The sequence below is a fragment of the Streptosporangium sp. NPDC050148 genome (genome assembly GCF_055586505.1).
This window is the reverse complement of record NZ_JBVJIA010000009.1, coordinates 196,640-218,433: the sequence shown is the minus strand read 5'-3', so window position 1 is coordinate 218,433 and position 21,794 is coordinate 196,640. Positions and strand designations below refer to the sequence as shown.

22 protein-coding genes are annotated in these 21,794 nt (G+C 72.0%); 13 read left to right on the top strand and 9 right to left on the bottom strand.

All coding sequences use genetic code 11. The features are described from left to right. Window positions 1-3: 3 nt before the first annotated feature. Both ACZ6RT_RS13040 and ACZ6RT_RS13035 read right to left on the bottom strand, forming a co-directional pair. The gene (locus ACZ6RT_RS13040; protein ID WP_399187423.1) at window positions 4-1,671 is read right to left on the bottom strand and encodes a methylmalonyl-CoA mutase; all 1,668 of its coding nucleotides are present in this window, start codon (window positions 1,669-1,671) and stop codon (window positions 4-6) included. Window positions 1,672-2,032: 361 nt separating this feature from the next. Beyond that, window positions 2,033-2,599, bottom strand: coding sequence for a MarR family winged helix-turn-helix transcriptional regulator (locus ACZ6RT_RS13035; RefSeq protein ID WP_470153548.1), 567 nt, complete (start codon window positions 2,597-2,599; stop codon window positions 2,033-2,035). A gap of 355 nt (window positions 2,600-2,954) precedes the next feature. Between ACZ6RT_RS13035 and ACZ6RT_RS13030 the strand changes: the two genes are divergently transcribed. After that, a complete protein-coding gene (locus tag ACZ6RT_RS13030; protein WP_470153546.1) occupies window positions 2,955-4,346 on the top strand; it encodes a hypothetical protein in 1,392 nt (463 codons plus the stop codon). A 55-nt stretch (window positions 4,347-4,401) separates the two neighbouring features. Continuing rightward, window positions 4,402-5,079: a DUF4230 domain-containing protein gene (locus ACZ6RT_RS13025; RefSeq protein WP_399187429.1), complete on the top strand. Its 678-nt coding sequence runs from the start codon at window positions 4,402-4,404 to the stop codon at window positions 5,077-5,079. Window positions 5,080-5,212: 133 nt separating this feature from the next. On the opposite strand, the gene meaB is transcribed toward ACZ6RT_RS13025, so the two are convergent. Further along, window positions 5,213-6,151 (bottom strand): methylmalonyl Co-A mutase-associated GTPase MeaB, encoded by a 939-nt coding sequence (gene meaB, locus ACZ6RT_RS13020; RefSeq protein ID WP_399187431.1) that lies wholly within the window; start codon window positions 6,149-6,151, stop codon window positions 5,213-5,215. Between the two features lie 2 nt (window positions 6,152-6,153). Next, window positions 6,154-7,341 (bottom strand): acetyl-CoA C-acetyltransferase, encoded by a 1,188-nt coding sequence (locus tag ACZ6RT_RS13015; RefSeq protein ID WP_399187433.1) that lies wholly within the window; start codon window positions 7,339-7,341, stop codon window positions 6,154-6,156. An 84-nt stretch (window positions 7,342-7,425) separates the two neighbouring features. Between ACZ6RT_RS13015 and mce the strand changes: the two genes are divergently transcribed. Continuing rightward, window positions 7,426-7,887 (top strand): methylmalonyl-CoA epimerase, encoded by a 462-nt coding sequence (mce, locus tag ACZ6RT_RS13010; protein WP_344888579.1) that lies wholly within the window; start codon window positions 7,426-7,428, stop codon window positions 7,885-7,887. A gap of 157 nt (window positions 7,888-8,044) precedes the next feature. Continuing rightward, complete coding sequence (locus ACZ6RT_RS13005; RefSeq protein WP_399187435.1) at window positions 8,045-9,331, top strand: DivIVA domain-containing protein; 1,287 nt, start codon at window positions 8,045-8,047, stop codon at window positions 9,329-9,331. Between the two features lie 132 nt (window positions 9,332-9,463). On the opposite strand, the gene ACZ6RT_RS13000 is transcribed toward ACZ6RT_RS13005, so the two are convergent. From ACZ6RT_RS13000 to ACZ6RT_RS12985, 4 genes are all read right to left on the bottom strand, one after another. After that, complete coding sequence (locus ACZ6RT_RS13000; RefSeq protein ID WP_470153544.1) at window positions 9,464-10,252, bottom strand: alpha/beta fold hydrolase; 789 nt, start codon at window positions 10,250-10,252, stop codon at window positions 9,464-9,466. Between the two features lie 146 nt (window positions 10,253-10,398). After that, a complete protein-coding gene (locus tag ACZ6RT_RS12995) occupies window positions 10,399-11,205 on the bottom strand; it encodes an alpha/beta hydrolase (protein WP_399187439.1) in 807 nt (268 codons plus the stop codon). A gap of 30 nt (window positions 11,206-11,235) precedes the next feature. After that, window positions 11,236-11,553, bottom strand: coding sequence for an ATP/GTP-binding protein (locus ACZ6RT_RS12990; RefSeq protein WP_470153543.1), 318 nt, complete (start codon window positions 11,551-11,553; stop codon window positions 11,236-11,238). Continuing rightward, the gene (locus ACZ6RT_RS12985) at window positions 11,550-13,043 is read right to left on the bottom strand and encodes a 3-hydroxyacyl-CoA dehydrogenase family protein (protein WP_470153541.1); all 1,494 of its coding nucleotides are present in this window, start codon (window positions 13,041-13,043) and stop codon (window positions 11,550-11,552) included. The genes ACZ6RT_RS12990 and ACZ6RT_RS12985 overlap by 4 nt, the downstream gene beginning before the upstream one ends. A 185-nt stretch (window positions 13,044-13,228) precedes the next feature. Here ACZ6RT_RS12985 and ACZ6RT_RS12980 point away from each other — a divergent pair, with 185 nt between their 5' ends. The 5 genes from ACZ6RT_RS12980 to nucS all read left to right on the top strand — a co-directional run bounded on the left by ACZ6RT_RS12980 (window position 13,229) and on the right by nucS (window position 16,954). Beyond that, entirely contained in the window at window positions 13,229-13,669 is a 441-nt protein-coding gene (locus ACZ6RT_RS12980; RefSeq protein WP_399187445.1) for a hypothetical protein, read from the top strand. Next, window positions 13,666-14,070 (top strand): winged helix-turn-helix domain-containing protein, encoded by a 405-nt coding sequence (locus tag ACZ6RT_RS12975; protein ID WP_470153539.1) that lies wholly within the window; start codon window positions 13,666-13,668, stop codon window positions 14,068-14,070. Before ACZ6RT_RS12980 ends, ACZ6RT_RS12975 begins: the two co-directional genes overlap by 4 nt. Further along, entirely contained in the window at window positions 14,067-14,945 is an 879-nt protein-coding gene (locus ACZ6RT_RS12970) for an ABC transporter ATP-binding protein (protein ID WP_399187449.1), read from the top strand. The genes ACZ6RT_RS12975 and ACZ6RT_RS12970 overlap by 4 nt, the downstream gene beginning before the upstream one ends. A 79-nt stretch (window positions 14,946-15,024) precedes the next feature. Further along, a complete protein-coding gene (locus ACZ6RT_RS12965; RefSeq protein WP_470153537.1) occupies window positions 15,025-16,179 on the top strand; it encodes an ABC transporter permease in 1,155 nt (384 codons plus the stop codon). A gap of 115 nt (window positions 16,180-16,294) precedes the next feature. Continuing rightward, complete coding sequence (gene nucS, locus ACZ6RT_RS12960; RefSeq protein ID WP_399187452.1) at window positions 16,295-16,954, top strand: endonuclease NucS; 660 nt, start codon at window positions 16,295-16,297, stop codon at window positions 16,952-16,954. A 160-nt stretch (window positions 16,955-17,114) separates the two neighbouring features. Here the strand turns inward: nucS and ACZ6RT_RS12955 are convergent, their stop codons facing one another. After that, window positions 17,115-17,498 (bottom strand): VOC family protein, encoded by a 384-nt coding sequence (locus tag ACZ6RT_RS12955; RefSeq protein WP_470153535.1) that lies wholly within the window; start codon window positions 17,496-17,498, stop codon window positions 17,115-17,117. Between the two features lie 240 nt (window positions 17,499-17,738). Between ACZ6RT_RS12955 and ACZ6RT_RS12950 the strand changes: the two genes are divergently transcribed. The 4 genes from ACZ6RT_RS12950 (at window position 17,739) to ACZ6RT_RS12935 (ending at window position 21,651) form a co-directional block, all read left to right on the top strand. After that, window positions 17,739-18,581 carry an ABC transporter ATP-binding protein gene (locus ACZ6RT_RS12950; protein WP_470153534.1) on the top strand — a complete coding sequence of 281 codons (843 nt, stop codon included), beginning with the start codon at window positions 17,739-17,741 and terminating at the stop codon, window positions 18,579-18,581. A gap of 224 nt (window positions 18,582-18,805) precedes the next feature. Further along, complete coding sequence (locus ACZ6RT_RS12945; RefSeq protein ID WP_399187458.1) at window positions 18,806-19,648, top strand: ABC transporter permease; 843 nt, start codon at window positions 18,806-18,808, stop codon at window positions 19,646-19,648. Further along, window positions 19,645-21,024: a sensor histidine kinase gene (locus ACZ6RT_RS12940; RefSeq protein WP_470153532.1), complete on the top strand. Its 1,380-nt coding sequence runs from the start codon at window positions 19,645-19,647 to the stop codon at window positions 21,022-21,024. Before ACZ6RT_RS12945 ends, ACZ6RT_RS12940 begins: the two co-directional genes overlap by 4 nt. Window positions 21,025-21,027: 3 nt before the next feature. Further along, window positions 21,028-21,651 carry a response regulator gene (locus ACZ6RT_RS12935; protein WP_399187462.1) on the top strand — a complete coding sequence of 208 codons (624 nt, stop codon included), beginning with the start codon at window positions 21,028-21,030 and terminating at the stop codon, window positions 21,649-21,651. The last annotated feature ends 143 nt before the right edge of the window (window positions 21,652-21,794 follow it).

Sequence of the window (21,794 nt, the reverse complement as noted above, 5' to 3'; positions counted from 1 at the left end):
CCGCTAGAAGCGGGCCGGCTCGGTGTAGACGCCCCACTCGGCGCGCAGCGCGTCGCAGATCTCACCCAGCGTGGCCTCGGCCCTGGCGGCGTCGAGCATCGCGGGGATCATGTTGCCGTCGCCCCGTGCGACGCGCACCATCTCCGACAGGGCGGCGTCCACCGCCGCCTGGTCGCGCCCGGCGCGGCGCTCGGCCAGGACGCGGTTCTGCTCGCGCTCGACCTCGTGGCTGACCCGGAGGATCTCCAGCGGCTCGTCGATGGAGGCCGTGTGGCAGTTGACCCCGACGATGCGCTTCTCGCCCTTCTCCAGCTTGCGCTGGTAGTCGAAGGCGGCCTCGGCGATCTCGGACATGAACCAGCCGTCCTCGATGCCGCGCAGGATGCCGGAGGTCATCGTGCCGTCCGGGCCCATGTCCCGGATCTTGGTGAAGATCGCCTCGGCCTCGGCCTCCAGCCGGTCGGTCAGCGCCTCCACGTACCAGGATCCGCCGAGCGGGTCGGCGACGTTGACCACCTCGGTCTCCTCCATGAGCACCTGCTGGGTGCGCAGCGCGATCTCCGCGGCCTTCTCCGAAGGCAGTGCCAGCACCTCGTCCAGCGCGTTGGTGTGCAGCGAGTTGGTGCCGCCCAGCACGGCCGCGAGCGCCTCGACCGCGGTGCGCACCACGTTGTTGTACGGCTGCTGCGCGGTGAGCGAGACGCCCGCCGTCTGGGTGTGGAAGCGCAGCCACTGGGCCTTGTCGGTCTTCGCGCCGTACACGTCGCGCAGCCAGCGCGCCCAGATCCGCCGGGCGGCGCGGAACTTGGCGATCTCCTCGAAGAAGTCGATGTGCGCGTCGAAGAAGAACGACAGGCCGGGGGCGAAGACGTCCACGTCCAGCCCGCGCGACAGGCCCAGCTCGACGTAGCCGAACCCGTCGGCCAGGGTGAACGCCAGCTCCTGCGCGGCCGTGGAGCCGGCCTCGCGGATGTGGTAGCCGGAGACGCTGAGCGGCTTGTACGCCGGGACGTCGGAGGCGCAGAACTCCATCAGGTCGCCGATCAGCCGCAGGTGCGGCTCGGGGGCGAACAGCCACTCCTTCTGCGCGATGTACTCCTTGAAGATGTCGGTCTGCAGGGTCCCGTTGAGCTTGCCGACCGGCACCCCCTGCCGCTCGGCGGCCACGACGTACATGCAGAAGATCGGGACGGCCGGACCGCTGATCGTCATCGAGGTGGTGATGTCGCCGAGCGGGATGCCGTCGAAGAGCAGGTCCATGTCGAGGGCGGAGTCGATCGCCACGCCGCAGTGGCCCACCTCGCCGAGCGAGCGCGGGTCGTCGGAGTCGCGGCCCATCAGGGTCGGCATGTCGAAGGCGACGCTCAGCCCGCCGCCGCCCGCGCCGAGGATCATCTTGTAGCGCTCGTTGGTCTGCTTCGCGTTGCCGAACCCGGCGAACTGCCGGATGGTCCACGCCTTGCCCCGGTAGCCGGTGGGGTGCAGGCCGCGGGTGAAGGGGAACTCCCCGGGCCAGCCGATGCGCTCCATCCGCGGGTCGGCGCCGCCGGGCCCGTAGACCGGTTCGACGTCGAGCCCCGACAGGGTCCGGAACTCGGCATCGCGCTTACGCGCCCCGTCGAACCGCGCCTGCCAGCGCGCCCGTCCCGCCTCGACCTGCTCGGCGTCCATGGCCAACCCCCTTGTACGGCATATGGCTTCAATCCGGCTTGTGGCCTCCCCAAGATACTAGGACGTCCTATTAATTCTTGGCCAGCGATCCGCCCGCCCCTTCGATCCGCCCTCAGGGAAACGCCCTCTCACCCCACCCGGGGACCGCCCCGTGAGGCCGCGCCGGCGACTGGACCGAGAAGCGCCGTGAGGCCGCGCCGGCGACTGGACCGAGGAGCGAAGGAGCGAAGCGGATGAGTGACGAGGGAAGGAGCCGGATCAGAGCGGACTCACCGCGACGCGCAGCGTCGCCATGAACACAGAGCCGGATCAGAGCGGACTCACCGCGACGCGCAGCGTCGCCATGAACACAGAGCCGGATCTAAGCGGACTCACCGCGACGCGAAGCGTCGCCATCAACACTGAAATCCCCCGCCGCCACCCGCAACGTCCTGAACAGCTCGAACATCTGCCCGAGCTCCTCCTCCCCGTACGCGGACATGGCGAAGTCGGCCTCCATCAGGTCGGCGGTCGCCTGCCGGACCACCTCGCGGCCCCGGTCGGTGATCTCGGCCAGCACTCCCCTGCCGTCGCGCGGGTTGGGCAGGCGGCGTACCAGCCCGGCGCGTTCCAGGCGGCCGACGGTGTTGGTCACGCTCGTGGGGTGCACCATCAGGCGCTCGCCGATCCGCGACAGCGGCAGCGCCCCCGTCCTGCTGAAGGTCAGCAGCACCAGGGCCTCGTACCTCGCGAAGGTCAAGTCATGTGGTTTGAGCAGCGTGTCCAGTTGCGACAGCAGGATCTGGTGCGCTCTCATGATCGATGTGACGGCGGCCATGGCCGAGGAGGGCCCGAAGTGAACGCGCCACGTCGAGGCGGCGCGTTCGATGGGGTCAAACGGGAGATTCAGCTGACCTGTGCCCACAGGGCTACGGTAGCGCGGCCTCACGCCGGTCCGTCCGGACGCGCAGAGTCACCGCGCTGATGGCTTCACCAAGAACCCGGGCGCCAAACATCACGCTCCGTTATGGTTCCCACATCGAATGGTGAGGCCGTGGCCAAGTGGCCGCGATGATCTCAGTCCGGCCTGCGGGGGACGCGAGCCGGACCGGCGCCGAGGGGACCGGCGCCCACACATTCACGGCACATTCACGGCACGGGGGGTGTCTTGATGAACGACAACGTGACGGCGTCCGAACGCCGGACCGATACCGGTCACACCGACGCGGCGTGGGTTCCCACCACGCCCGCCGGTGCGTGAGCGCAGGGGCGTTTCGCGCGAGGAACTCCGGCAGAGCGGGCTGATGGCGGTCGCCATCCTGCTCGTGCTCGGGGTGGCCGCGGCGTGGAGCGTCCTGGTTCCCGGTGTCAGCGCGTGGGAGAACATCATCGTCGCGGTGATCGGCTCGCTCCGGCTGACCGGCCCGGTGGCGGCGGCCTTCGCCGCCTGGGTGGCGGTGCGCAGGCGGCGCGGGGCGGGCGGCCGGGCGATGACCCCGTGGCAGGCGGTACGGGCGCCGCTGGCGATCCTGGTGGTGGCCGGGGGCGCGTTCACCGCCACCGTGATGGTCCTGGCGGTCAGGACCATGATGACCGAGCAGGCCGGGCGGCTGCTGCCCAGCGGCCTGGTGATGGGCGCGGCCGGGCTGGCGCTGTACGTCGTGATCGGCTGGGTGACCGGCTGGCTGATGCCCTGGACGATCACGCCGGTGCTGTCCGGGCTCGGCTGCTACAGCCTGTTCACCTGGCTGTCGCAGGGACCGGCCTGGGGCGACCGGCTCGCCCCCGCCACCCGGGAGCCGTACGACCCGTTCCGGGGGCTGAACGCGGCGGCGTTCACCGACCAGACGCTCTGGCTGGTGGGGATCAGCGCGGCGCTGCTGCTCGGCTGGGCGGCCGTGGTGACCCGCCAGGCGCTGGTGCTGGCCGCCGCGCTGATCGCGGTGCTGGCGGCGGGGACCGGGATGGCCAGGCTCTTCACCGAGCAGCAGCCGGTCTCGGCGCAGCGGGTGGTCTACAGCTGCCAGGAATGGCCGATCATGGTCTGCGTGCACCCGGGGATGCGCGCCGGGCTGCCCGAGCTGAGCGCGGAGTTCGTCAAGATCGCGGCTCGGCTGGCGGGGACCCCGGGTGAGTTCTCCCGGGTCGAGCAGCACTCCCGCGACGACGAGGCCCCCCTGTCGGCCGGTGTGATCGCGATCCACGTGGACGACCTGGCCGCGGGGTTCGCCGAGAAGGCGGCCGACGAGTTCGTCGACGGCCTGGCCTCGCGGTGCGACGCCACCCCGGCCGCGGGGTACCGCGACATCGTGACGGCCTGGCTGAGGGGGGAGCCGCTTCCGGGCGGGCCGCTGGCCGAGCACCGGTACGCCGCGGCGTGGTTCTCCGGCCTCACCGACGTCCAGCGACGCGACTGGCTCCGGCTCTACTACACCGACTTCACCGGCTGCAGGCTGCAGAGCACCCACTTCGGGGGGCAGACGGGCCAGGCCACCAGGACGGGGCAGACCGGAGGGGACGGCCAGGCCGGCCAGGCCGGCCAGGGCGCGGGGGGCGCCTCGATCGGGCCCGAGCCGAGTCTCGGACCGGCCCACCGGGCACCCGGCGGGCCGCCGCCGTCACCGGCCGGCACCCCGGCGGCCCCGTGGAGCCTCCCCTACGCCGAGGGCGCCACGGTACCGTCACCCCGGGGCTGACAAGATCGGCATAGGCTCCGGGTGAGAAGACCACCGTCCGGGGAAGGAGAGCGCTGTGAAAGCCTCCCAGGAAGCTCCGCCCGGCACGCCACCGGCGCCGCCGCGCAGGCGTCGCTGGCCGCTCCTCGTCACGCTCCTCGTCGTCGCGGTCCTCCTCGCGGTGGGGGCCCGGCTGGCCTGGTCGTCGCTGAACCCGTTCGGCGAGGCCACGGTCGACCGCAGCCAGCCCGTGCTGCTGGAGTCCATTCACAACCTCAGCCGCTTCGAGGCCGCCACCGGTAACTTCCAGGTGGTGGTCGACCTGGAGAAGGACGCGGCCTTCCTGCCCGACGCGGTCAAGGGCAGCCGCACGCTCTTCGTCGGCGCGGGCAGCGTCGACGCCTACGTCGACTTCGGCGGCATCGCCCAGGGCGCGCTGACGGTCTCCCCCGACCGCACCGAGGTCACGGTCAGGCTGCCCCGCGCCCAGCTGGAGAAGGCGAACCTGGACAACAAGCGCTCCTACGTCCACGCCCAGCAGCGCGGTCTCTTCGACCGGGTCGAGGACCTGCTGTCCTCCTCCCCGAACGACCAGCGGGAGCTGTACATGCTGGCCGAGAAGAAGATCACCGAGGCCGCGGTGGCCAGCGACCTGCGCAAGCGGGCCGACCAGAACACCAAGATCATGCTTGAGGGCATGCTGAAGGGGCTCGGTTTCACGAAGGTCGTCGTCAAGTTCACCGACGAGCCCTGACCCCCGCCGTACCCCCCATACCCCCCGCACCCGCGGCCGGTGCCCGGGTGGGACGGGCGCCCGCGCGGGCCGTGACACCACCGCCCTCCGGCCGGGACCGCCGTGCGAGCGGTCCCGGCCGGAGGGTCCGGGGTCAGCCGGTGGCCTCCATGAGCTCGTCCGCCGCCGTGTAGGGGTCGAGTCCCGCGTCCAGGACGCGGGTGGCCAGGGCGTCCAGGCGCCGGTCCCCGTGCAGGTGCGCGAAGCGCGAGCGCAGCGCGGCCAGGGCGATCGCCTCGATCTCGTCGCGGGCCCTGGCGTGGCGCCGCCGGACGAGCTCGCCCGAGGACTCCAGGTACGCGAGGTGGGCGTCGAGGGCGTCGGCCACCTCCTCGGCCCCCTCCCCCCGGTAGGCCACGGTCGGCACGATCGGCGGTCTCCAGGGCCGTTCGACCAGGGCGAGCATGTTGCGCAGCTCGCGGACGGTGGCCTGGGTCCCGTCGCGGTCGGCCTTGTTGACCACGAACACGTCGGCGATCTCCAGGATGCCCGCCTTGGCCGCCTGGACGCCGTCGCCCATCCCGGGGGCGAGCAGCACGATGGTGGTGTCGGCCAGCGAGGCGATGTCCACCTCGGCCTGGCCGACCCCGACGGTCTCCACCAGGACGACGTCGCACCCGGCCGCCTCCAGGACGCGCAACGCCTGCGGCGCGGCCCACGACAGCCCGCCCAGGTGCCCGCGGCTGGCCATCGACCTGATGAACACGTCCGGGTCGGTGGCGTGGTCCTGCATCCGGACCCGGTCGCCCAGCAGTGCCCCGCCGGTGAACGGCGAGGACGGGTCGACGGCGAGCACGCCGACCCGCAGGTCGCGCTTGCGGAACGCCTGGACGAGCATCCCGGTCGAGGTGGACTTGCCGACGCCGGGCGAACCGGTCAGGCCGATGATCCTGGCCCGCCGCGGCCGGTCCGCGCAGAGCAGGGCGGTGATCTCGCGGAGCCGCGGGGAGCCGTTCTCGACCATGGAGATCAGCCGGGCCACCGCCCGGGGCCGGCCGGCCCTGGCCATCTCGACCAGGTCGGAGACCTCCACGGTCAGACCGAGGGGACGCGCAGGATCAGGGCGTCGCCCTGGCCGCCGCCGCCGCAGAGCCCGGCCGCGCCGAGACCGCCGCCGCGGCGCTTGAGCTCGTGGGCGAGGGCCAGCACGATGCGCGCCCCGGAGGCGCCGATGGGGTGGCCGATCGCGATGCCGCCGCCGTTGACGTTGACCTTGTCGAGCCCCACGCCGAGTTCCCTGGCCGACTGCAGGACGACCTGGGCGAAGGCCTCGTTGATCTCCAGCAGGTCCAGGTCGTCGACCGAGAGCCCCTGCTTGCCCAGGGCGTGCTTGATCGCGTTGGCGGGCTGGGAGTGCAACGAGTTGTCCGGGCCGGCGACGTTGCCGTGCGCGCCGATCTCGGCCAGCCAGGTCAGCCCCAGCTCCTCGGCCCTGGCCCGGGACATCACGACCACCGCGCAGGCCCCGTCGGAGATCTGCGAGGCCGAACCGGCCGTGATCGTGCCGTCCTTGGCGAACGCCGGCTTCAGGCCTGCCAGGACGTCGACGGTGGTGTCCCCGCGGACGCCCTCGTCGGCGGAGACGATCACCGGGTCGCCCTTGCGCTGCGGGATGGCCACCGGGACGATCTCGTCGTCGAACGTCCCGTTCTTGATCGCGGCGGCGGCGAGGGCGTGGGAGCGGGCCGAGAACTCGTCCTGCTCCTCGCGGGTCACGCCGTGGCGGGTGTTGTGCCGCTCGGTGGACTCGCCCATGGCCACCTGGTCGTAGGCGTCGGTGAGGCCGTCGACGGCCATCGAGTCGACGACGCCGGCGCCGCCGTACTTCACGCCCCTGCGCATGCCGGGCAGCAGGTGCGGGGCGTTCGACATGGACTCCATGCCGCCCGCGACCACGATGTCGAACTCACCGGCCCGGATGAGCTGGTCGGCCAGGGCGATGGCGTCCATGCCCGACAGGCAGACCTTGTTGATCGTCAGCGAGGGGACGGTCATCGGGATGCCCGCCTTCACGGCGGCCTGACGGGCCGGGATCTGGCCGGTGCCGGCCTGGAGCACCTGCCCCATGATCACGTATTGCACGGCGTCGGGGGCGACGCCGGCGCGCTCCAGCGCGGCCTTGATCGCGATGCCGCCGAGCTCGGCGGCGGACAGTCCGGACAGCGAGCCGAGCAGGCGTCCGATGGGCGTACGAGCTCCGGCGACGATGACGGAACCAGACATAACAGGGGCCTCCCTGGCGGGACGTTGGGCGACTTTGCCACCATACCCATGAGTACCTCAGCGACCGCCATGGAGGAACACCCCATGTTCATGCGCATCGACCATGTGGGAATCGCCTGTCACGACCTTGAGGAGAGGATCGCCTTCTTCCAGCGGACCTTCGACCTCACGGTGGTGGCACGTGAGATCAACGAGGAGCAGGGAGTCAAGGAGGCCATGCTGCGCATCTCCGACGGGCAGGGCGGTGGATCGTACATCCAGCTCCTCGAACCGCTCGGGCCCGACACGCCGGTCGGCAAATTCCTGGCCAAGCGCGGGGAGGGGGTGCATCATGTCGCCTTCGGCGTCCCGGACGTCGCGCGGGCGCTGGAGGAGGTCGGCTCCCGGGGGGTGCGACTGCTGGACGAGACGCCGCGCCACGGCTCGATGGGTTCCTCGATCGGATTCCTCCACCCCAAGGACGTCGGGGGCATGCTCACCGAGCTCGTACAGGCCGCGGAAGGGCAGCCGGAGACCACGCAGGAGGCAAGAAACGCTGATACGTAACAAGTCACTCATAAAGCCGGACGAGACAGCCAACTCGGCACCGGCGGAGTACGCTGGCGTACCACCGGACGTGGATCCCGCCCCGGCTCCCGCTTCGGATGCCTGAAACCCCCGTCCGGCCCGTGTAGCCGTCTCGACAACCCAGGATCGAGCCTCCATGCAGTCCGACATCGACGCCCAGCTCAACAACTTCTTCGAGGACGCTCCCGCTCGGGAATTCGACGTGGTGCTCCGTGGCTTTGACCGGCACCAGGTGCACGACCATCTGAAGCAGGTCGACGGCGAGTTGCGACAGGCCCGGGAGCAGGTTCAGGCCCTGCAGCGGGAGCTGTCCGACTCGCAGAGGCAGCTCCAGGAGCAGGAGCGCCCGACCTACTCCGGCCTCGGCGCCCGGATCGAGCAGCTGCTCCGCCTGGCGGAGGAGCAGGCGACCGAGCTCGTGCAGGCCGCCAGGTCCGAGGCGAACGAGATCAAGGCGGCGTCCAAGGTCGAGGCCGCGGACCTGCGCGCCGCCGCCGAGAACGAGGCGGCCGAGAAGCGCGCCCTCGCCACCCGCGAGGTCGAGGAGATGCGCACCAGCGCCGAGCGCGACGCCGAGGAGATCCGCTCGACCGCCCGCCGCGAGGCCGACGAGCTGACCTCCACCACCGAGCGCGAGGTCTCCAAGCTGCGGGCCACCGCCGACCACGAGGTGGCCGAGAAGCGCGCCGACGCCGAGCGCGAGATCGCCAAGCTGCGCACCACCACCGAGCGCGAGGTCGCGCAGCTGCGCGCCTCGACCAAGCGCGAGCGCGACGAGGTCCTCACCACCGCCAAGCGCCAGGCCGACGAGATGCGCGCCCAGGCACAGCGGGTGCTGGAGGAGTCCGAGGCCAAGCGGGCCCAGGACGAGGCGGAGTTCGAGATCCAGCTCGCCGCCCGGCGCGAGGACGCCGAGCGCCAGGAGGCCGAGCGCCACGCCACCGCGCAGGCCGCGACCCAGAAGCTGGTCGCCGAGGCCGAGCAGCGGGCGGCCACCGCCGAGCAGCGGGCCACCCAGGCCACCCAGCAGGCCGAGCAGACCCGTCGCGAGGCGGACACGCACGCCAAGCAGCTGCTGGCCAACGCGCGCAAGAACGCCGACCAGGTCGTGTCGGAGGCCAAGGCGAGCGCCGAGTCCATCGTCTCCGAGGCCAAGGCCGAGTCCGAGCGCAGCCGCTCGGTCGCCCAGCGCCAGGTCGACGAGCTGACCCGCCAGCGCGACAGCATCACCAGCCACCTCGCCCAGCTGCGCCAGCTCCTCGGTGGCGCGCCGCTGCCGCCCGCCGAGCCGGAGCCCGCGATCGCCGCGGCCCCGCCGAAGCCGGCCATTCCGGCCGCGAGCGCCAACGGTGCCGAGAAGCCGGTCCCGGCTCCCGCCAGGGCCGAGACCAAGGACGACGACGCGGAGTGGTGGCAGGAGTAGGGCGGCCGACGGCTCGGGGCGTTGACGACGGCTACCGGAGAGCCTGGCGACCATCGCGGTCGCCGGGCTCTCTTCCTGTGCTCCCCGCCCGATCCCTCCGGCGTACGGGACCCGTGCCGGTCCCCGTGCCGTTCAGCGGCGGGGTGATCCCCCGCCGAGTTCCGCGACGAAGGCCGACACCGCCCGGTTGAACGCCTCGGGCTGCTCGATCGCGCTGAGGTGACCGGCCTTCTCGATCACCGCCAGCCGCCCGTCGGGGGCGGCCTCGGCCATCGCGTCCGCGACCGCGACCGGAGTGATCTCGTCCTCCTCGCCCACGATCACCAGGACCGGCGCGTCGAGCGCCCGCAGCGTGTCGAAGGAGTCCGGGCGGGCGGCCATGGCCCGCTGCGCCCAGGCGGCGGCGACCGGCGGCGCGGCCTGGACCAGCCCGCGCACCCGGCCGGAGACCATCGCCCTGCGCTCCAGCGTGGTCCGCCCGAGCAGGCCGGGCAGCACCTTCTCCACCAGGACGGACGTGCCCTCCCTCAGCACGTCGTCGGCGATCCGCTCGCGGCCGGACCTGGTCTCCTCGGGGTCGGCGCTCGCCTTGGTGTCGGCGAGGATCACCCCCAGCAGGCGGTCGGGGTGGCGGCGGCACAGGGCCATCGTCACGTAGCCGCCCATGGACAGGCCGCCGACGACGGCCCGGTCGGCGCCCTCGCGGTCCAGCAGCCGGGCGACGTCGTCGGCCATCACGTCCAGGGAGGGCTCGTCCTCGCCCAGCACCGAGCCGCCGAAGCCGCGCAGGTCGGGCGTGATGACCTTGCAGACCTCGGCCAGGCCCTCCCGCTGGGCCAGCCACATGGCCGAGGACAGGGGGAAGGCGTGAAGGAGGACGACCGGAAGTCCCTCACCCGCCGAGCGTGTGTACAGCTGCACGCCCCCCACCGTATTCCCGCGGCCCGTCCCCGGCACCCCCTGATCGCCCGCCGTTCCCGGCGGCGGGGTGATCGCGCCGCCGGTGAACGGGACGGTCCCGCCGATACGGTCACGAAGGTCACGACGGGGGTCCGGGACGGGCGGGTCTAGGGGCCCGCGACCTCGGCGGGCCGGTCGGTCCGGTCCTCCTCACCGGTTTGACCGGGCTGGCCGGGCCGGCCGACCGGGTCGGGTTGGCCGGGCTGGTCGGCGACCTCGGTGGGCAGGGGGTGGGCCGCCGGGTTCACCCGCCGGACGATCTCGTCGAGCACGATCCGCACGTACGGCTCGCCGACCCACAGGTGCTTGGCGTCGTCCACCCCGACGACCTCGGCCTGCGGCACCCGGGCGAACCGCTCGCGGGCCTCCTGCGGGCGGAGGTAGTCGTCGAACTCGGGCACCAGCGCGACCAGCGGCCGGCCGAACCGCGCCCAGGCGTCGAGGTCGGCGTCGCCCGCCCGGCGCAGCGGCGGGGAGAGCAGGATCGCGCCCTGCACCAGCGGGTCGTGCCCCCACTTGAGCGCCAGCTCGGTGCCGAAGGACCAGCCGACCAGCCAGACCCGGGGCAGGTCGTGGAAGTCGGCGTACTCCAGCGCGGCGGCGACGTCCAGGCGCTCGCCCTCGCCCTCGGCGAAGGCGCCCTGGGAGGTGCCCCGCTCGGAGGTGGTGCCGCGGGTGTTGAACCGCAGCACGGCCAGGTCGGCAAGGGCGGGAAGCCGGTTGGCCGCCTTCTTGTACACGTGGCTGTCCATCATGCCGCCGTGGGTGGGCAGCGGGTGCAGGCAGACCAGCGTGGCCACCGGGGGCCGGTCGGCCGGGAGGGCCAGCTCGCCGACGAGGGTCAGCCCGTCACCGGTGTGCAGCTCGATCGGCTCCCTGCGCGCGGGCAGCACCGTGGAGGCCCTGATCTCCATGTCTCTCCTCAGATCCGCGTCGTCGGTCGTTCAGTATCTGCTGCGGCCGGGGCCGTGCCTGAGCCGGTTGCGCCAGCACGCGGTGTGCCAGTGCCTGCGCTCGTCCTCGCCGCCGGGCCAGGCCGGCCAGCTCACCACGTGCGGCACGCGCGCCCCGATCTCCTGGTCGCAGCCGGGGCAGCGGTAGACCTTGTCCGCCGCGCCACCGGTGAGCCTGCGCACCCGCCACTCACCGTCGGGCCACTCCTCGGTACGGTCCAGGCCGGGCACGAAGGCGCCCACCGGGCGTGCCGTCCCCTTGCCGTCGCGGTCGAAGGGGCCGGCGCGGCGTGCCCTGCGAGGGCTCACGGCCGGTCTCGGAAGCTCCGGACCCCGGCCGCGACGAGCTGCTCCAGCAGCGGCGCGGGCGCGAGGAACGGTTCGCGGTACTCCGCGTAGAGGGCGCGCAGCCCGTCGCGGACGGTCTCCAGGCCGAGCGCGTCGATCGTCTCGAACGGGCCCTGCCGGTAGCCGCAGCCGAGCCGCATGGCGACGTCGATGTCCTCGCAGGTCGCGTATCCGGAGTCGTACATCCGGACGGCGTCGTTGAGGTACGGGTACAGCAGCGCGTCGACCACGAACTCGGCACGGTCCCGGCACGGCACCGGGACGCGACCGGCGGCCCGGACCAGGCTCTGCACGGCGCGCGCGACCCGGGGGTCGGTCAGCACCGTGGAGGCGACCTCGGCGACGCCCTCGCCCACCAGGTGCACGCCGACCAGGCGCTCGGGGTGCGGCAGCCGCGGGGCGAGCTCGATCACCGGGACGCTGGACAGGGCGAGGACCGCCTCGGCCTCCTCCACCGGTGTGATCGTGAGGCCCTCATCGGCCAGGCGGGCGGCGAAGGCGTCGCCCCCCTCGCCCAGGACCGCGACCCGCTTCGGCGAGGGCCCGTCCGCGGACGGGCCGGAGGCGCCGGAGGTGTGGGAGGTGTCGGCGTGCTCGCCGGGCCCGTAGAAGCCGCCGCCCGCCTTGCGGCCGAGCAGGCCGGCCGAGATCCGCTCGCGCAGGATCGGCGCGGGCGCGTGGCGGCGGTCGCGGCTCTCCTGGAACAGCACGCTCAGCACCTCGTAGGAGGTGTCCAGGCCGATCAGGTCCAGCAGGGCGAAGGGGCCCATCGGCAGCCCCGCGCCGAGCCGCATCGCGGTGTCGATGTCGTCGCGGCCGGCCAGGCCGCTCTCCAGCAGGACGGCGGCGTGGTTCAGGTACGGCAGCAGGAGCCGGTTGACCACGAACCCGGCCCGGTCGCCGACGGTGACCGGGGTCTTGCCGAGCCGCCGCGCCAGCTCCGCCACCTCCTCGGCCAGCCCCTCGTCGGTGACCATCGTGTGGATCACCTCGATCAGCTTCATGACCGGCGCGGGGTTGAAGAAGTGCATGCCGATCACCCGGCCCGGCCGGGTGGTGGTGGCCGCGATCGCGGTGATCGAGAGCGAGGAGGTGTTGGTGGCGAGCACCGCGGACGGCTTGCAGATGCGGTCCAGGTCGGTGAAGATCGCCCGCTTGAAGTCCATGACCTCGGGGACGGCCTCGATCACCAGGTCGGCGTCGGCCAGGTCCTCCAGCGAGGTCGTCAGGGTCACCCTGCCGAGGATCTCCGCGCGGGCCGCCTCGGTCAGCCTGCCCTTGGCGAGCGCGCGTCCGGTGGAGTCCTCCAGGTGACCCCGTCCCCGTGCCAGCGCCTCCGGACCGGCCTCCACGCCGATCACGGAGATCCCCGCGCGGGCGAAACACTCGGCGATCCCGGCGCCCATCGTGCCCAGACCGACCACACCGACCGTCACGAACGTGCTCGTCATCACTCTCCCCACCCTGCCCGCGGAACCCGCTCCGCGTGGCGGACGACCTGCTCCGGCATCGCCACAGTGTCCCAGAGAGGTACCGGCTACCCCAAAAGCCGGTTCCTAGTAGTGAACAACACGCGACTACTTGAACGCGAGTTGAGTATCCATTACTGTTTGAGAACATGAGCAGAGGAGGAGGCGTGAAGGAAGAGCTGACACCCCAGGAGGCGCTGCGCCGGATCGGCGAGGTCGACCGGCGCGCCCGGCGCCCGGCGCGCGTCGCCGGGCTGATCTACCTGATCGTCGGCCTGGCCACGATCGTGTACTGGCCGGTCATGAACTTCGGTCCCGCCTGGTCCCAGCTGACGGTCGGCCTGCTGTGGCTCGTCCTGACCGTCGCGTCCACCTGGTATCTCGGCAGGATGAGCGTCGAGGACCGCGAGGTCACCTGGGCCGGCAGGCCGACCGGGCCGGTCACGGTCACCTACCTCGGCGCCGTCGCGGTCGTCTTCCTGGTCGGCCTGTTCCTCGTCCCCGACGATCCCGGTACCGGCTGGAAGGTGGCGCTGGTCGTGCTGGCGGCCTGCGCGAGCCTGCCTCCCCTCTACGCCGCCTGGCGGGTGCTGCGGGCGGCACGGTGAGCCAGGCGAACGGCACGGGCGGCGCGAACGGCACGAACGGCGCGGGCGGCACGACCGGCGCGGGAAGCACGGACGGCACGGGTGGAGCGGGCGGCGCGGGTTCACACCCCCGCCACGAGCTCGACGACGTCATCCACGCGCCCGTCCGGCTCTCGGTCATGGCCGCGCTGGCGGTCACCGACCGGGCCGAGTTCCGCTTCCTGCGCGACACGATAGAGGTCAGCGACTCCCTGCTGTCCAAGCACGTCATCACCCTGGAAGAGGCCGGCTACGTCCGCGTGGAGAAGGCCTTCGTGGGTAAGCGCCCACGCACCTGGCTGGCCCTCACCGACGAGGGCCGCCGGGCGTTCCACGACTACGTCTCCGTGCTGAGGCGTCTCACCGATGGGTCCCCCTCATGATCGAAATTGACGACCTGCACAAACGCTACGGCGACAAGACCGCCCTGGACGGGGTGACGTTCTCGGTACGGCCGGGCGAGATGTTCGGCTTCGTCGGGGCCAACGGCGCCGGTAAGACCACCACGATGCGCATCCTGATGGGCGTGCTGACCGCCGACTCGGGCACCGTGCGCCGCGACGGCCGGGAACTGACCTTCGAGGACCGCCGCAGGTTCGGCTACATGCCCGAGGAGCGCGGCCTCTACCAGAAGATGAAGGTCGCCGAACAGATCGAGTACTTCGGAAGGCTCAGCGGCATGGGCGCGGGCGAGGCCAGGAAGGCCACCGGCGACCTGCTGGAGCGGCTCTCGCTCACCGAACGCGCCGGTGACGCGGTGGACACGCTCTCGCTGGGCAACCAGCAGCGCGCGCAGCTCGCGGTGGCGCTGGTGCACCGGCCCGAGGTCCTGGTCCTGGACGAGCCGTTCTCCGGGCTGGACCCGCTGGCCGTCGACGCGCTGGCCGAGGTGCTCACCGAACGCTGCCGCACGGGCGTGCCGGTGCTCTTCTCCAGCCACCAGCTCGACCTCGTCGAGCGGCTCTGCGACTCGGTCGGCATCATCTCCGCGGGCCGCATGGTGGCCAGCGGCACGACCGAGAGCCTGCGCGACCGCGGCGGGCGCGGCCTGCTCAGGGTGGTCGTCAGGAACGCCGCCCCGGGCTGGACCGCCACCCTGCCGGGAGAGGTCACCGAGAGGGGCGACGAGGTGCTCGTCGCGGGCGTCGACGGCGACGGCCAGGAGGTCCTGCACCTGGCGATCAAGGCCGGGAGGGTCGAGCACTTCGGCTGGCAGCGGCCCACGCTCACCGAGATCTTCCGGGAGGCGGTCGCATGACGCGCCCGGCCACGAACGGCACGAACACGGACACGACGACCGCGGGCGTGACGCCCTCGGGTGAGGGGACGGTGCGGCGATGAACGGGCTCTGGCTGGTCGCGCGACGCGAGATCGTCACGCGCGCCCGTACGAAGGCGTTCGTCATCAGCCTGGTGGTGAGCGCCGTGCTGGTCGCGGCGGTCGCGTACCTGCCCACGCTCTTCTCCGGGCCCGACTCCTACACCGTGGGACTCGCCGGGACGCAGTCGCAGGCGCTGCGACCGGCCCTGACCGGCACGGCCGAGGACGTGAAGATCACCGTCCGGGACCTGCCCGACGAGAACGCCGCGCGCGCCGCGATCACCGCGGGCGACCTGGACGCCGCCGTGGTGGACGGCCGCAGGGTGCTCGCCGACGGCGAGGTCGACCGCGAGCTGGGCCTGCTGCTGGAGAACGCCAACCAGACCGTCCAGGCCCAGAGCCGGCTGGCCGACGCCGGCCTCGATCCGGCCAAGGTCGCCCAGGCGATGCAGGTCGCGCCCCTGGAGCAGGTCTCGGTCGGCGTCGACGCCCGCTACGCGGGCGTGCGGACGGGCATCGCGTCCCTGCTGGTCATGGTGCTGTTCTTCCTGCTCATCTACTCCTCCATGTACGTCGCGATGGGGGTGGTCGAGGAGAAGGGCAGCCGGATCGTGGAGATCCTGCTGACCTCGGTCCGCCCCTGGCAGCTGCTGGGCGGCAAGATCGTGGGACTGGGCGCGCTCGCGCTGGCGAACCTCGTCGTGATCATCGTGGCCGGTCTCGGCGCGGCCGCGGCCACCGGCCTCGCCGCCGACCTGCCCCCGGGCATGACCGGCATCGTGCTCAGCGCCCTGTTCTGGTTCGTCCTGGGTTATGCGTTCTTCGCGGCGCTGGCCGCGGCGCTCGGATCGCTGGTCTCCCGGCAGGAGGACGCCAACAGCGTCCTGACGCCGATGACGATGCTCATGATGGTCACCTACCTGGTGGCCTACTACGCGGCGGTCCAGCCCAACGGCTCGGTGGCCCGGATCCTGTCCCTGGTGCCGCCGTTCTCCTCCATGGTCATGCCGGTACGGATGGCCGGGGGCCAGGTGCTCGCCTGGGAGATCGCCGTGGCGGCGGTCCTGATGCTCCTGGCGACGGTGGGCACCCTCATGCTCGGCGCGCGCATCTACCGGCGCGCGGTCCTGCGCACCGGCGGGCGCGTCAAGCTCTCCGAGGCGATGCGCTGACGGTGGATGCACTGACGGCGATGCGCTGACGAACGCCGCGGAGAAGCGGCACGCCGCCCTGCCGGCCGGACGGATCACGGGGATCCGGGGACCGTCCGGCCGGTAGGGTTCGGTCATGCGTCTGGTCATCGCGCGGTGCAGCGTGGATTACGTCGGAAAGCTCACCGCCCATCTTCCGATGGCACCCCGGCTCATTCTCATCAAGGCCGACAGCAGCGTCTCCATCCACGCGGACGACCGGGCCTTCAAGCCGCTGAACTGGATGAACCCGCCGTGCAGGCTCCGCGAGGAGGAGGGCACCTGGACGGTCACCCACGGCAAGACCGGTGAGCAGCTGGTCCTCACCATGGAGGAGATCATCCACGACACCAGCCACGAGCTGGGCGTGGACCCGGGCCTGATCAAGGACGGGGTCGAGGCCCACCTGCAGGAGCTGCTGGCCGAGCACATCACCACCCTGGGAGCGGGCTGGACCCTGGTGCGCCGCGAGTACATGACGGCCATCGGGCCGGTCGACATCCTCTGCCGCGACCACACCGGCGCGTCCGTCGCCGTGGAGCTCAAGCGCCGCGCCGGCATCGACGCCGTGGAACAGCTGACCCGCTACCTGGAGCTGATGAACCGCGACCCGCTGCTCGCCCCGGTCAGCGGCGTCCTGGCCGCGCAGAGCATCGCCCCGCAGGCCAAGACGCTGGCCACCGACCGCGGTATCCGCTGCGTGACCTTGGACTACGACGAGCTGCGCGGCATCGAGCGCAACGACACACTGTTCTGAGCGTTCCGGGCGTTCCGGTCGTTCTGGGCGTTCCGGGCGTCGGGGAGACCGCGGATCACGCCCGCCCGGCGTGGACGCGACGCCGTTCCCACCGGTGCGGGCGTGACGGGAGTGCGGGCTCAGGCCCCTGCGGCGCGGACGTGCCGGGCGGGGCCCGTGGTCACCAGCCGCCGTAGGGGACGGTGATCACTTCCATGCCGTGCCCGTCGGGGTCGAGGAAGTAGAAACCCCGCCCGCCGTCGTTGTGGTTGATCTCGTTCGGGCGGGAGAGCCGGGGATCCGGATAGTAGGTGACCCCGGCCGCCTTGACCCGCCCGAGGATCTCGTCGAACTCGTCCTCGCCGACCAGGAACGCGTAGTGGTGCTCCGTGATCGTCTCCTGGTCGCTGGTCGCGAAGTCCAGGGTGACACCGTTGGCCGTCTCCACCGGGAGGAACGGGCCCCACTGCCTGCCGACCTTCAACCCGAGGACGTGGGCCAGGAACTCGGCGGAGACCTGCCTGTCCCGGGAGAAGACGATCGTGTGATTGAAATGAACAGCCATGCTGAAATGCCCCCAAAGGCATCCCGGACACCTCGTGCGCCTCACCCGACCGGTGACGACGTTTGATGCCCTCGCAGAGGATACAACGCCGGCCACGGCGAGGCACGCACCCGATCGCGCTCGCCGGTGACGTCCCCCGCCGTGTCCTCCGCGTGTCCTCCGCGCGTCCTCCGTTCGGTGGACAACCGGCTCCGTCGAACGTTGGTCCCGCCGCGGCCTCGCCGACGCGAGGCTGGGGACATGAGCACAGCGGTGAGAGTGAGAGGCCTGACCAAGCGCTACGGCGACGTGCAGGCCGTCGCCGGTATCGACCTCGACATCCACGCGGGCGAGGTCTTCGCGATCCTCGGCCCGAACGGGGCCGGGAAGTCCACCACGGTCGAGATCCTGGAGGGGCACCGCACCAGGGACGCCGGCGAGGTCAGCGTCCTGGGCGTCGATCCCGGCAGTCCCACCCGGGCGTGGCGGTCGCGGATCGGCATCGTGCCGCAGACGGCCGAGGACGTGGCCGAAACGACCGTACGGGAGACCGTCCGGCACTTCGCGCGCTACTACCCGCGGTCCAAGGACCCGGACGAGGTGATCGAGCTGGTCGGGCTGACCGGGAAGGCGAACAGCCGCATCCGGCAGCTCTCCGGTGGCCAGCGGCGCCGGGTGGACGTCGCGCTCGGCGTGATCGGCGGCCCCGACCTGCTCTTCCTGGACGAGCCGACCACCGGGTTCGACCCGGAGGCCCGCAGGCGCTTCTGGGAGCTGATCGAGGGCCTGGCCCGTGACGGCACCACGATCGTGCTGACGACCCACTACCTGGACGAGGCCGAGGCACTGGCCGACCGGGTGGCGGTGGTCTCCGCGGGGCGGATCGTGGCCGAGGGCGATCCCGCGTCCCTGGGCGGCAGGGCCACCGCCAAGGCCGTGGTCGGCTGGTCCGAGGAGGGCGAGCGCCGCTTCGTGGAGACGGACACGCCCACCACGACCGTCCTGGAGCTGACCGGCCGCTTCGACGGCGAGGTCCCCGAGCTGACCGTGACCCGGCCGTCCCTGGAGGACATCTACCTCGGTCTCATCGACACCTCGGCCTGACCCCCTCCCCGGGACCGGTTCCACGCCGGACCCGGGTGCGGACCCTGCCGGCGACCGGTCGGTCGACGGCCGCCCCGTCCCGCCCCCGAATCCCGGACCCTCGAACCCCAGGCCCTCGAATCCCCGGGCTTTCGAACCCCCCGCCCCCCTTCCCGAACATCTTCCAAACGTCGAACCCGCGCGTCGGCCCCCCGCGCCGACCGACCCGCAAAGGTACTTCCCGGATGAACCAGACCCTCGCCCGCCCCGCCGCCCCGCCCGCCGAGACGCGACAGCCCTCCACCGTCCACCTGGGACTGGCCCGCGCGGCCCTGGAGAGCAGGATGTTCTTCCGCGAGAGGGACGCGGTCATCTTCACCTTCGCATTTCCGATCATCATGCTGGTGCTCTTCGGCTCGATCTTCTCCAGCCAGGTCGAGGGAACCGGCCTGACCGTCTCCCAGCTCTACGTGGCCGGGCTGATCGGCACCGCCGCGATGACGGGGTTCCAGAACCTCGGGATCACCATCGCGATGGACCGCGACAACGGCACGCTCAAGCGGCTGGCCGGAACGCCGCTGCCGAGGAGCGCCTACTTCATGGGCAAGGCCCTCACCACCCTGTTCGTCTCCTTCCTGCAGGTCGTCATCCTCCTGGTCATCGGGGTCGCGCTGTTCGACCTGCAGCTGCCGTCGGAGGCGTCCAGGTGGTTCACCTTCGCCTGGGTGTTCGTGCTCGGCGTGGTCGGATCGTCGCTGCTCGGTGTCGCGATCAGCGGCCTGCCCCGCTCGGCCAAGAGCGCCGGTGCGGTGATCACGCTGCCGTTCACGGTGCTGCAGTTCATCTCCGGGGTGTTCATCCCCGTCTTCACGCTCCCGTCCTGGCTGGTGAACATCGCCTCGCTCTTCCCGCTCAAGTGGATGTGCCAGGGGTTCCGGTCGGTCTTCCTGGGTGACGCCGGTGCCACACTGGAGCTTGCGAACTCCTACGAGCTGGACCGGGTCGCCCTGGTCCTGGGAGCCTGGACCGTCGGAGGACTGGTGCTGTGCCTGATGACGTTCCGCTGGAAGAGCCGTCGCGACGGATGAGAGCCGACGACCGCGCCGAGCCCCTCCTTCGGGGGGCGGGGGCGCACGCGTGGCGATCGCTTCGCGGGTGGGAGGCGCTCCTCGTCATCGGGACGCTGCTGCCCACCTGGTTCGCGGTGACCTCCGACGCCCCGACGCACGTGAAACTGGTCGTCGCGGGCTGTCTGCTGACGATCCTCCCGCTCTACCTGCTGCTCGGCCGCCCGGCGATCCTCTCCGGGAACCGCCCGCGCGAGATCGCCTACATCGTCGTCATGATCGCGCTCTTCACCCCCGCGGGGCTGTTCGCGCCGGACGCGACGTTCGCCCTGTTCGGGCTCTGCCCGCAGTGCTTCATCGTCTTCCGTGCCAGGCAGGCGATCGTCGCCGTGATCGCGCTGAACCTCTCCCCGACCGTCCGCTACGTCTTCCTGACGTCGGAGCCGTTCAACTTCCTGATGGTGATGACCATCATCATCTTCTTCTCCAGCATCTTCGGTGTCTGGATCGAGAAGATCACTGCGCAGAGCGAGGACCGAGCCATGCTCATCGAACAGCTGGAGAACAGCCGGGCCCAGGTGGCCGCGCTCTCGGCCGAGCGCGGGGCCCAGACCGAGCGCGAACGGCTGGCCGGGGAGATCCACGACACCCTGGCCCAGGGCTTCACCAGCATCATCATGCTGATCCAGGCGGCCGAGGCGCAGCAGGACCCGTCCCGGCACCTGGCGCTGGCCGTCCGGACCGCGCGGGAGAACCTCGCCGAGGCCCGGCTGCTGGTCACCACGCTGAGCCCGGCCCCGCTGGACGGCTCCACCCTGGACGAGGCACTGGAGCGGCTGACGGGCCGGCTCGGCGAGGAGACGGGGTTGTCCGCCCGCTTCGAGGTGTCGGGGACGTCCCGGCCGCTGAGCGCACCGGTCGAGGTGGTGCTCGTCCGCGCCGTCCAGGAGGGACTGGCCAACGTGCGCAGGCACGCGGCCGCGGAGTCGGTCGTCGTGTCGATCTCCTACCGGGAGGAGTCGGTCCGTCTGGAGGTGCGCGACGACGGGCGCGGGCTCGACCCGTCCGTCTCCCGGGGGTACGGCCTGCGCGGCATGCGCGGCCGCGTCGAGCAGGTCGGCGGGACCGTGACGGTGACCGGCCCGCCGGGCGGCGGGACCTCGCTCGAGGTGATCGTCCCCACCGGCGGTACCGGCACCACCGAACGGGCCGGCACGACCGAACGGACCGACCGGCCTGACACGACCGGCCCCACCGACCGGCCTGACACGACCGGCCCTACCGGCACGGCCGAACGACCCGGCACGGCCGAGCGGGCCGGCACGACCGGCCGGGGTCGCGCGGCCGGCCGGGTCCGCGCGGCCGGGCGGATCGACCGGCTCGGCGGGAGAGGATGACGGATGCTGCACGTGATGATCGTCGATGACCACCCGGTGGTCCGTGAGGGGCTTCGGGGGATGCTGGAGGCCGATCCCGGGATCACCGTCGTGGGCGAGGCCGCGTCCGGGGACGAGGCGGTCGTGCGGGCCGGGGCGATCCGCCCCGACGTGATCCTGATGGACCTGCGGATGCCCGACGGGGACGGGGTGAGCGCCATCCCCCGCATCCTGGCCGACCGGCCGGAGAGCCGGGTGATCGTGCTGACCACCTACGAGACGGACACCGACATCGTCCGGGCGGTCGAGGCGGGTGCGGCGGGGTACCTGCTGAAGGACACCTCCCGGGCGGACCTGCTGGCCGCGATCCGTTCCGCGGCGCGCGGGGAGACCGTGCTCTCCCCGTCGGTGGCGACGAGGCTGGTCACGCGGATGCGGGCGCCGGTGACCGAGTCGCTCTCGCCGCGCGAGACCGAGGTGCTCTCCCTGGTGGCCAGGGGGATGACCAACGCGGAGATCGGCAGGGCCCTGTTCATCAGCGAGACCACCGTCAAGACCCATCTGCTGCGCGCCTTCGGCAAGCTCGGCGTCTCCGACCGCACCGCCGCCGTCACCACGGCCATGGACCGGGGCCTGCTCACCCGCTGACGCCCCCGCGGGGCCCGTGCTCCCGAAGCCCCGCGCTCCCGCTCCCGGCCGGCTGCGCGGGACGGGCACCGGACCACCGCAGGCACCGGACGAACCGAAGACACCGAAGACACCGGAGGCACCGGAGAGGCCGGACGGGCCGG

Bases quoted from the DNA above. Each gene is read 5' to 3' on its own strand.
- ACZ6RT_RS12970 (WP_399187449.1), top strand. From the start codon at position 14,067: ATGATCGAAATTGACGACCTGCACAAACGCTACGGCGACAAGACCGCC.
- ACZ6RT_RS13005 (WP_399187435.1), top strand. From the start codon at position 8,045: ATGCAGTCCGACATCGACGCCCAGCTCAACAACTTCTTCGAGGACGCT.
- ACZ6RT_RS12950 (WP_470153534.1), top strand. From the start codon at position 17,739: ATGAGCACAGCGGTGAGAGTGAGAGGCCTGACCAAGCGCTACGGCGAC.
- ACZ6RT_RS12995 (WP_399187439.1), bottom strand. From the start codon at position 11,205: ATGGAGATCAGGGCCTCCACGGTGCTGCCCGCGCGCAGGGAGCCGATC.
- nucS (WP_399187452.1), top strand. From the start codon at position 16,295: ATGCGTCTGGTCATCGCGCGGTGCAGCGTGGATTACGTCGGAAAGCTC.
- ACZ6RT_RS13030 (WP_470153546.1), top strand. From the start codon at position 2,955: ATGGCGGTCGCCATCCTGCTCGTGCTCGGGGTGGCCGCGGCGTGGAGC.
- ACZ6RT_RS12985 (WP_470153541.1), bottom strand. From the start codon at position 13,043: ATGACGAGCACGTTCGTGACGGTCGGTGTGGTCGGTCTGGGCACGATG.
- mce (WP_344888579.1), top strand. From the start codon at position 7,426: ATGTTCATGCGCATCGACCATGTGGGAATCGCCTGTCACGACCTTGAG.
- ACZ6RT_RS12935 (WP_399187462.1), top strand. From the start codon at position 21,028: ATGCTGCACGTGATGATCGTCGATGACCACCCGGTGGTCCGTGAGGGG.
- ACZ6RT_RS13040 (WP_399187423.1), bottom strand. From the start codon at position 1,671: ATGGACGCCGAGCAGGTCGAGGCGGGACGGGCGCGCTGGCAGGCGCGG.
- ACZ6RT_RS12940 (WP_470153532.1), top strand. From the start codon at position 19,645: ATGAGAGCCGACGACCGCGCCGAGCCCCTCCTTCGGGGGGCGGGGGCG.
- ACZ6RT_RS12955 (WP_470153535.1), bottom strand. From the start codon at position 17,498: ATGGCTGTTCATTTCAATCACACGATCGTCTTCTCCCGGGACAGGCAG.
- ACZ6RT_RS12965 (WP_470153537.1), top strand. From the start codon at position 15,025: ATGAACGGGCTCTGGCTGGTCGCGCGACGCGAGATCGTCACGCGCGCC.
- ACZ6RT_RS12945 (WP_399187458.1), top strand. From the start codon at position 18,806: ATGAACCAGACCCTCGCCCGCCCCGCCGCCCCGCCCGCCGAGACGCGA.
- ACZ6RT_RS13015 (WP_399187433.1), bottom strand. From the start codon at position 7,341: ATGTCTGGTTCCGTCATCGTCGCCGGAGCTCGTACGCCCATCGGACGC.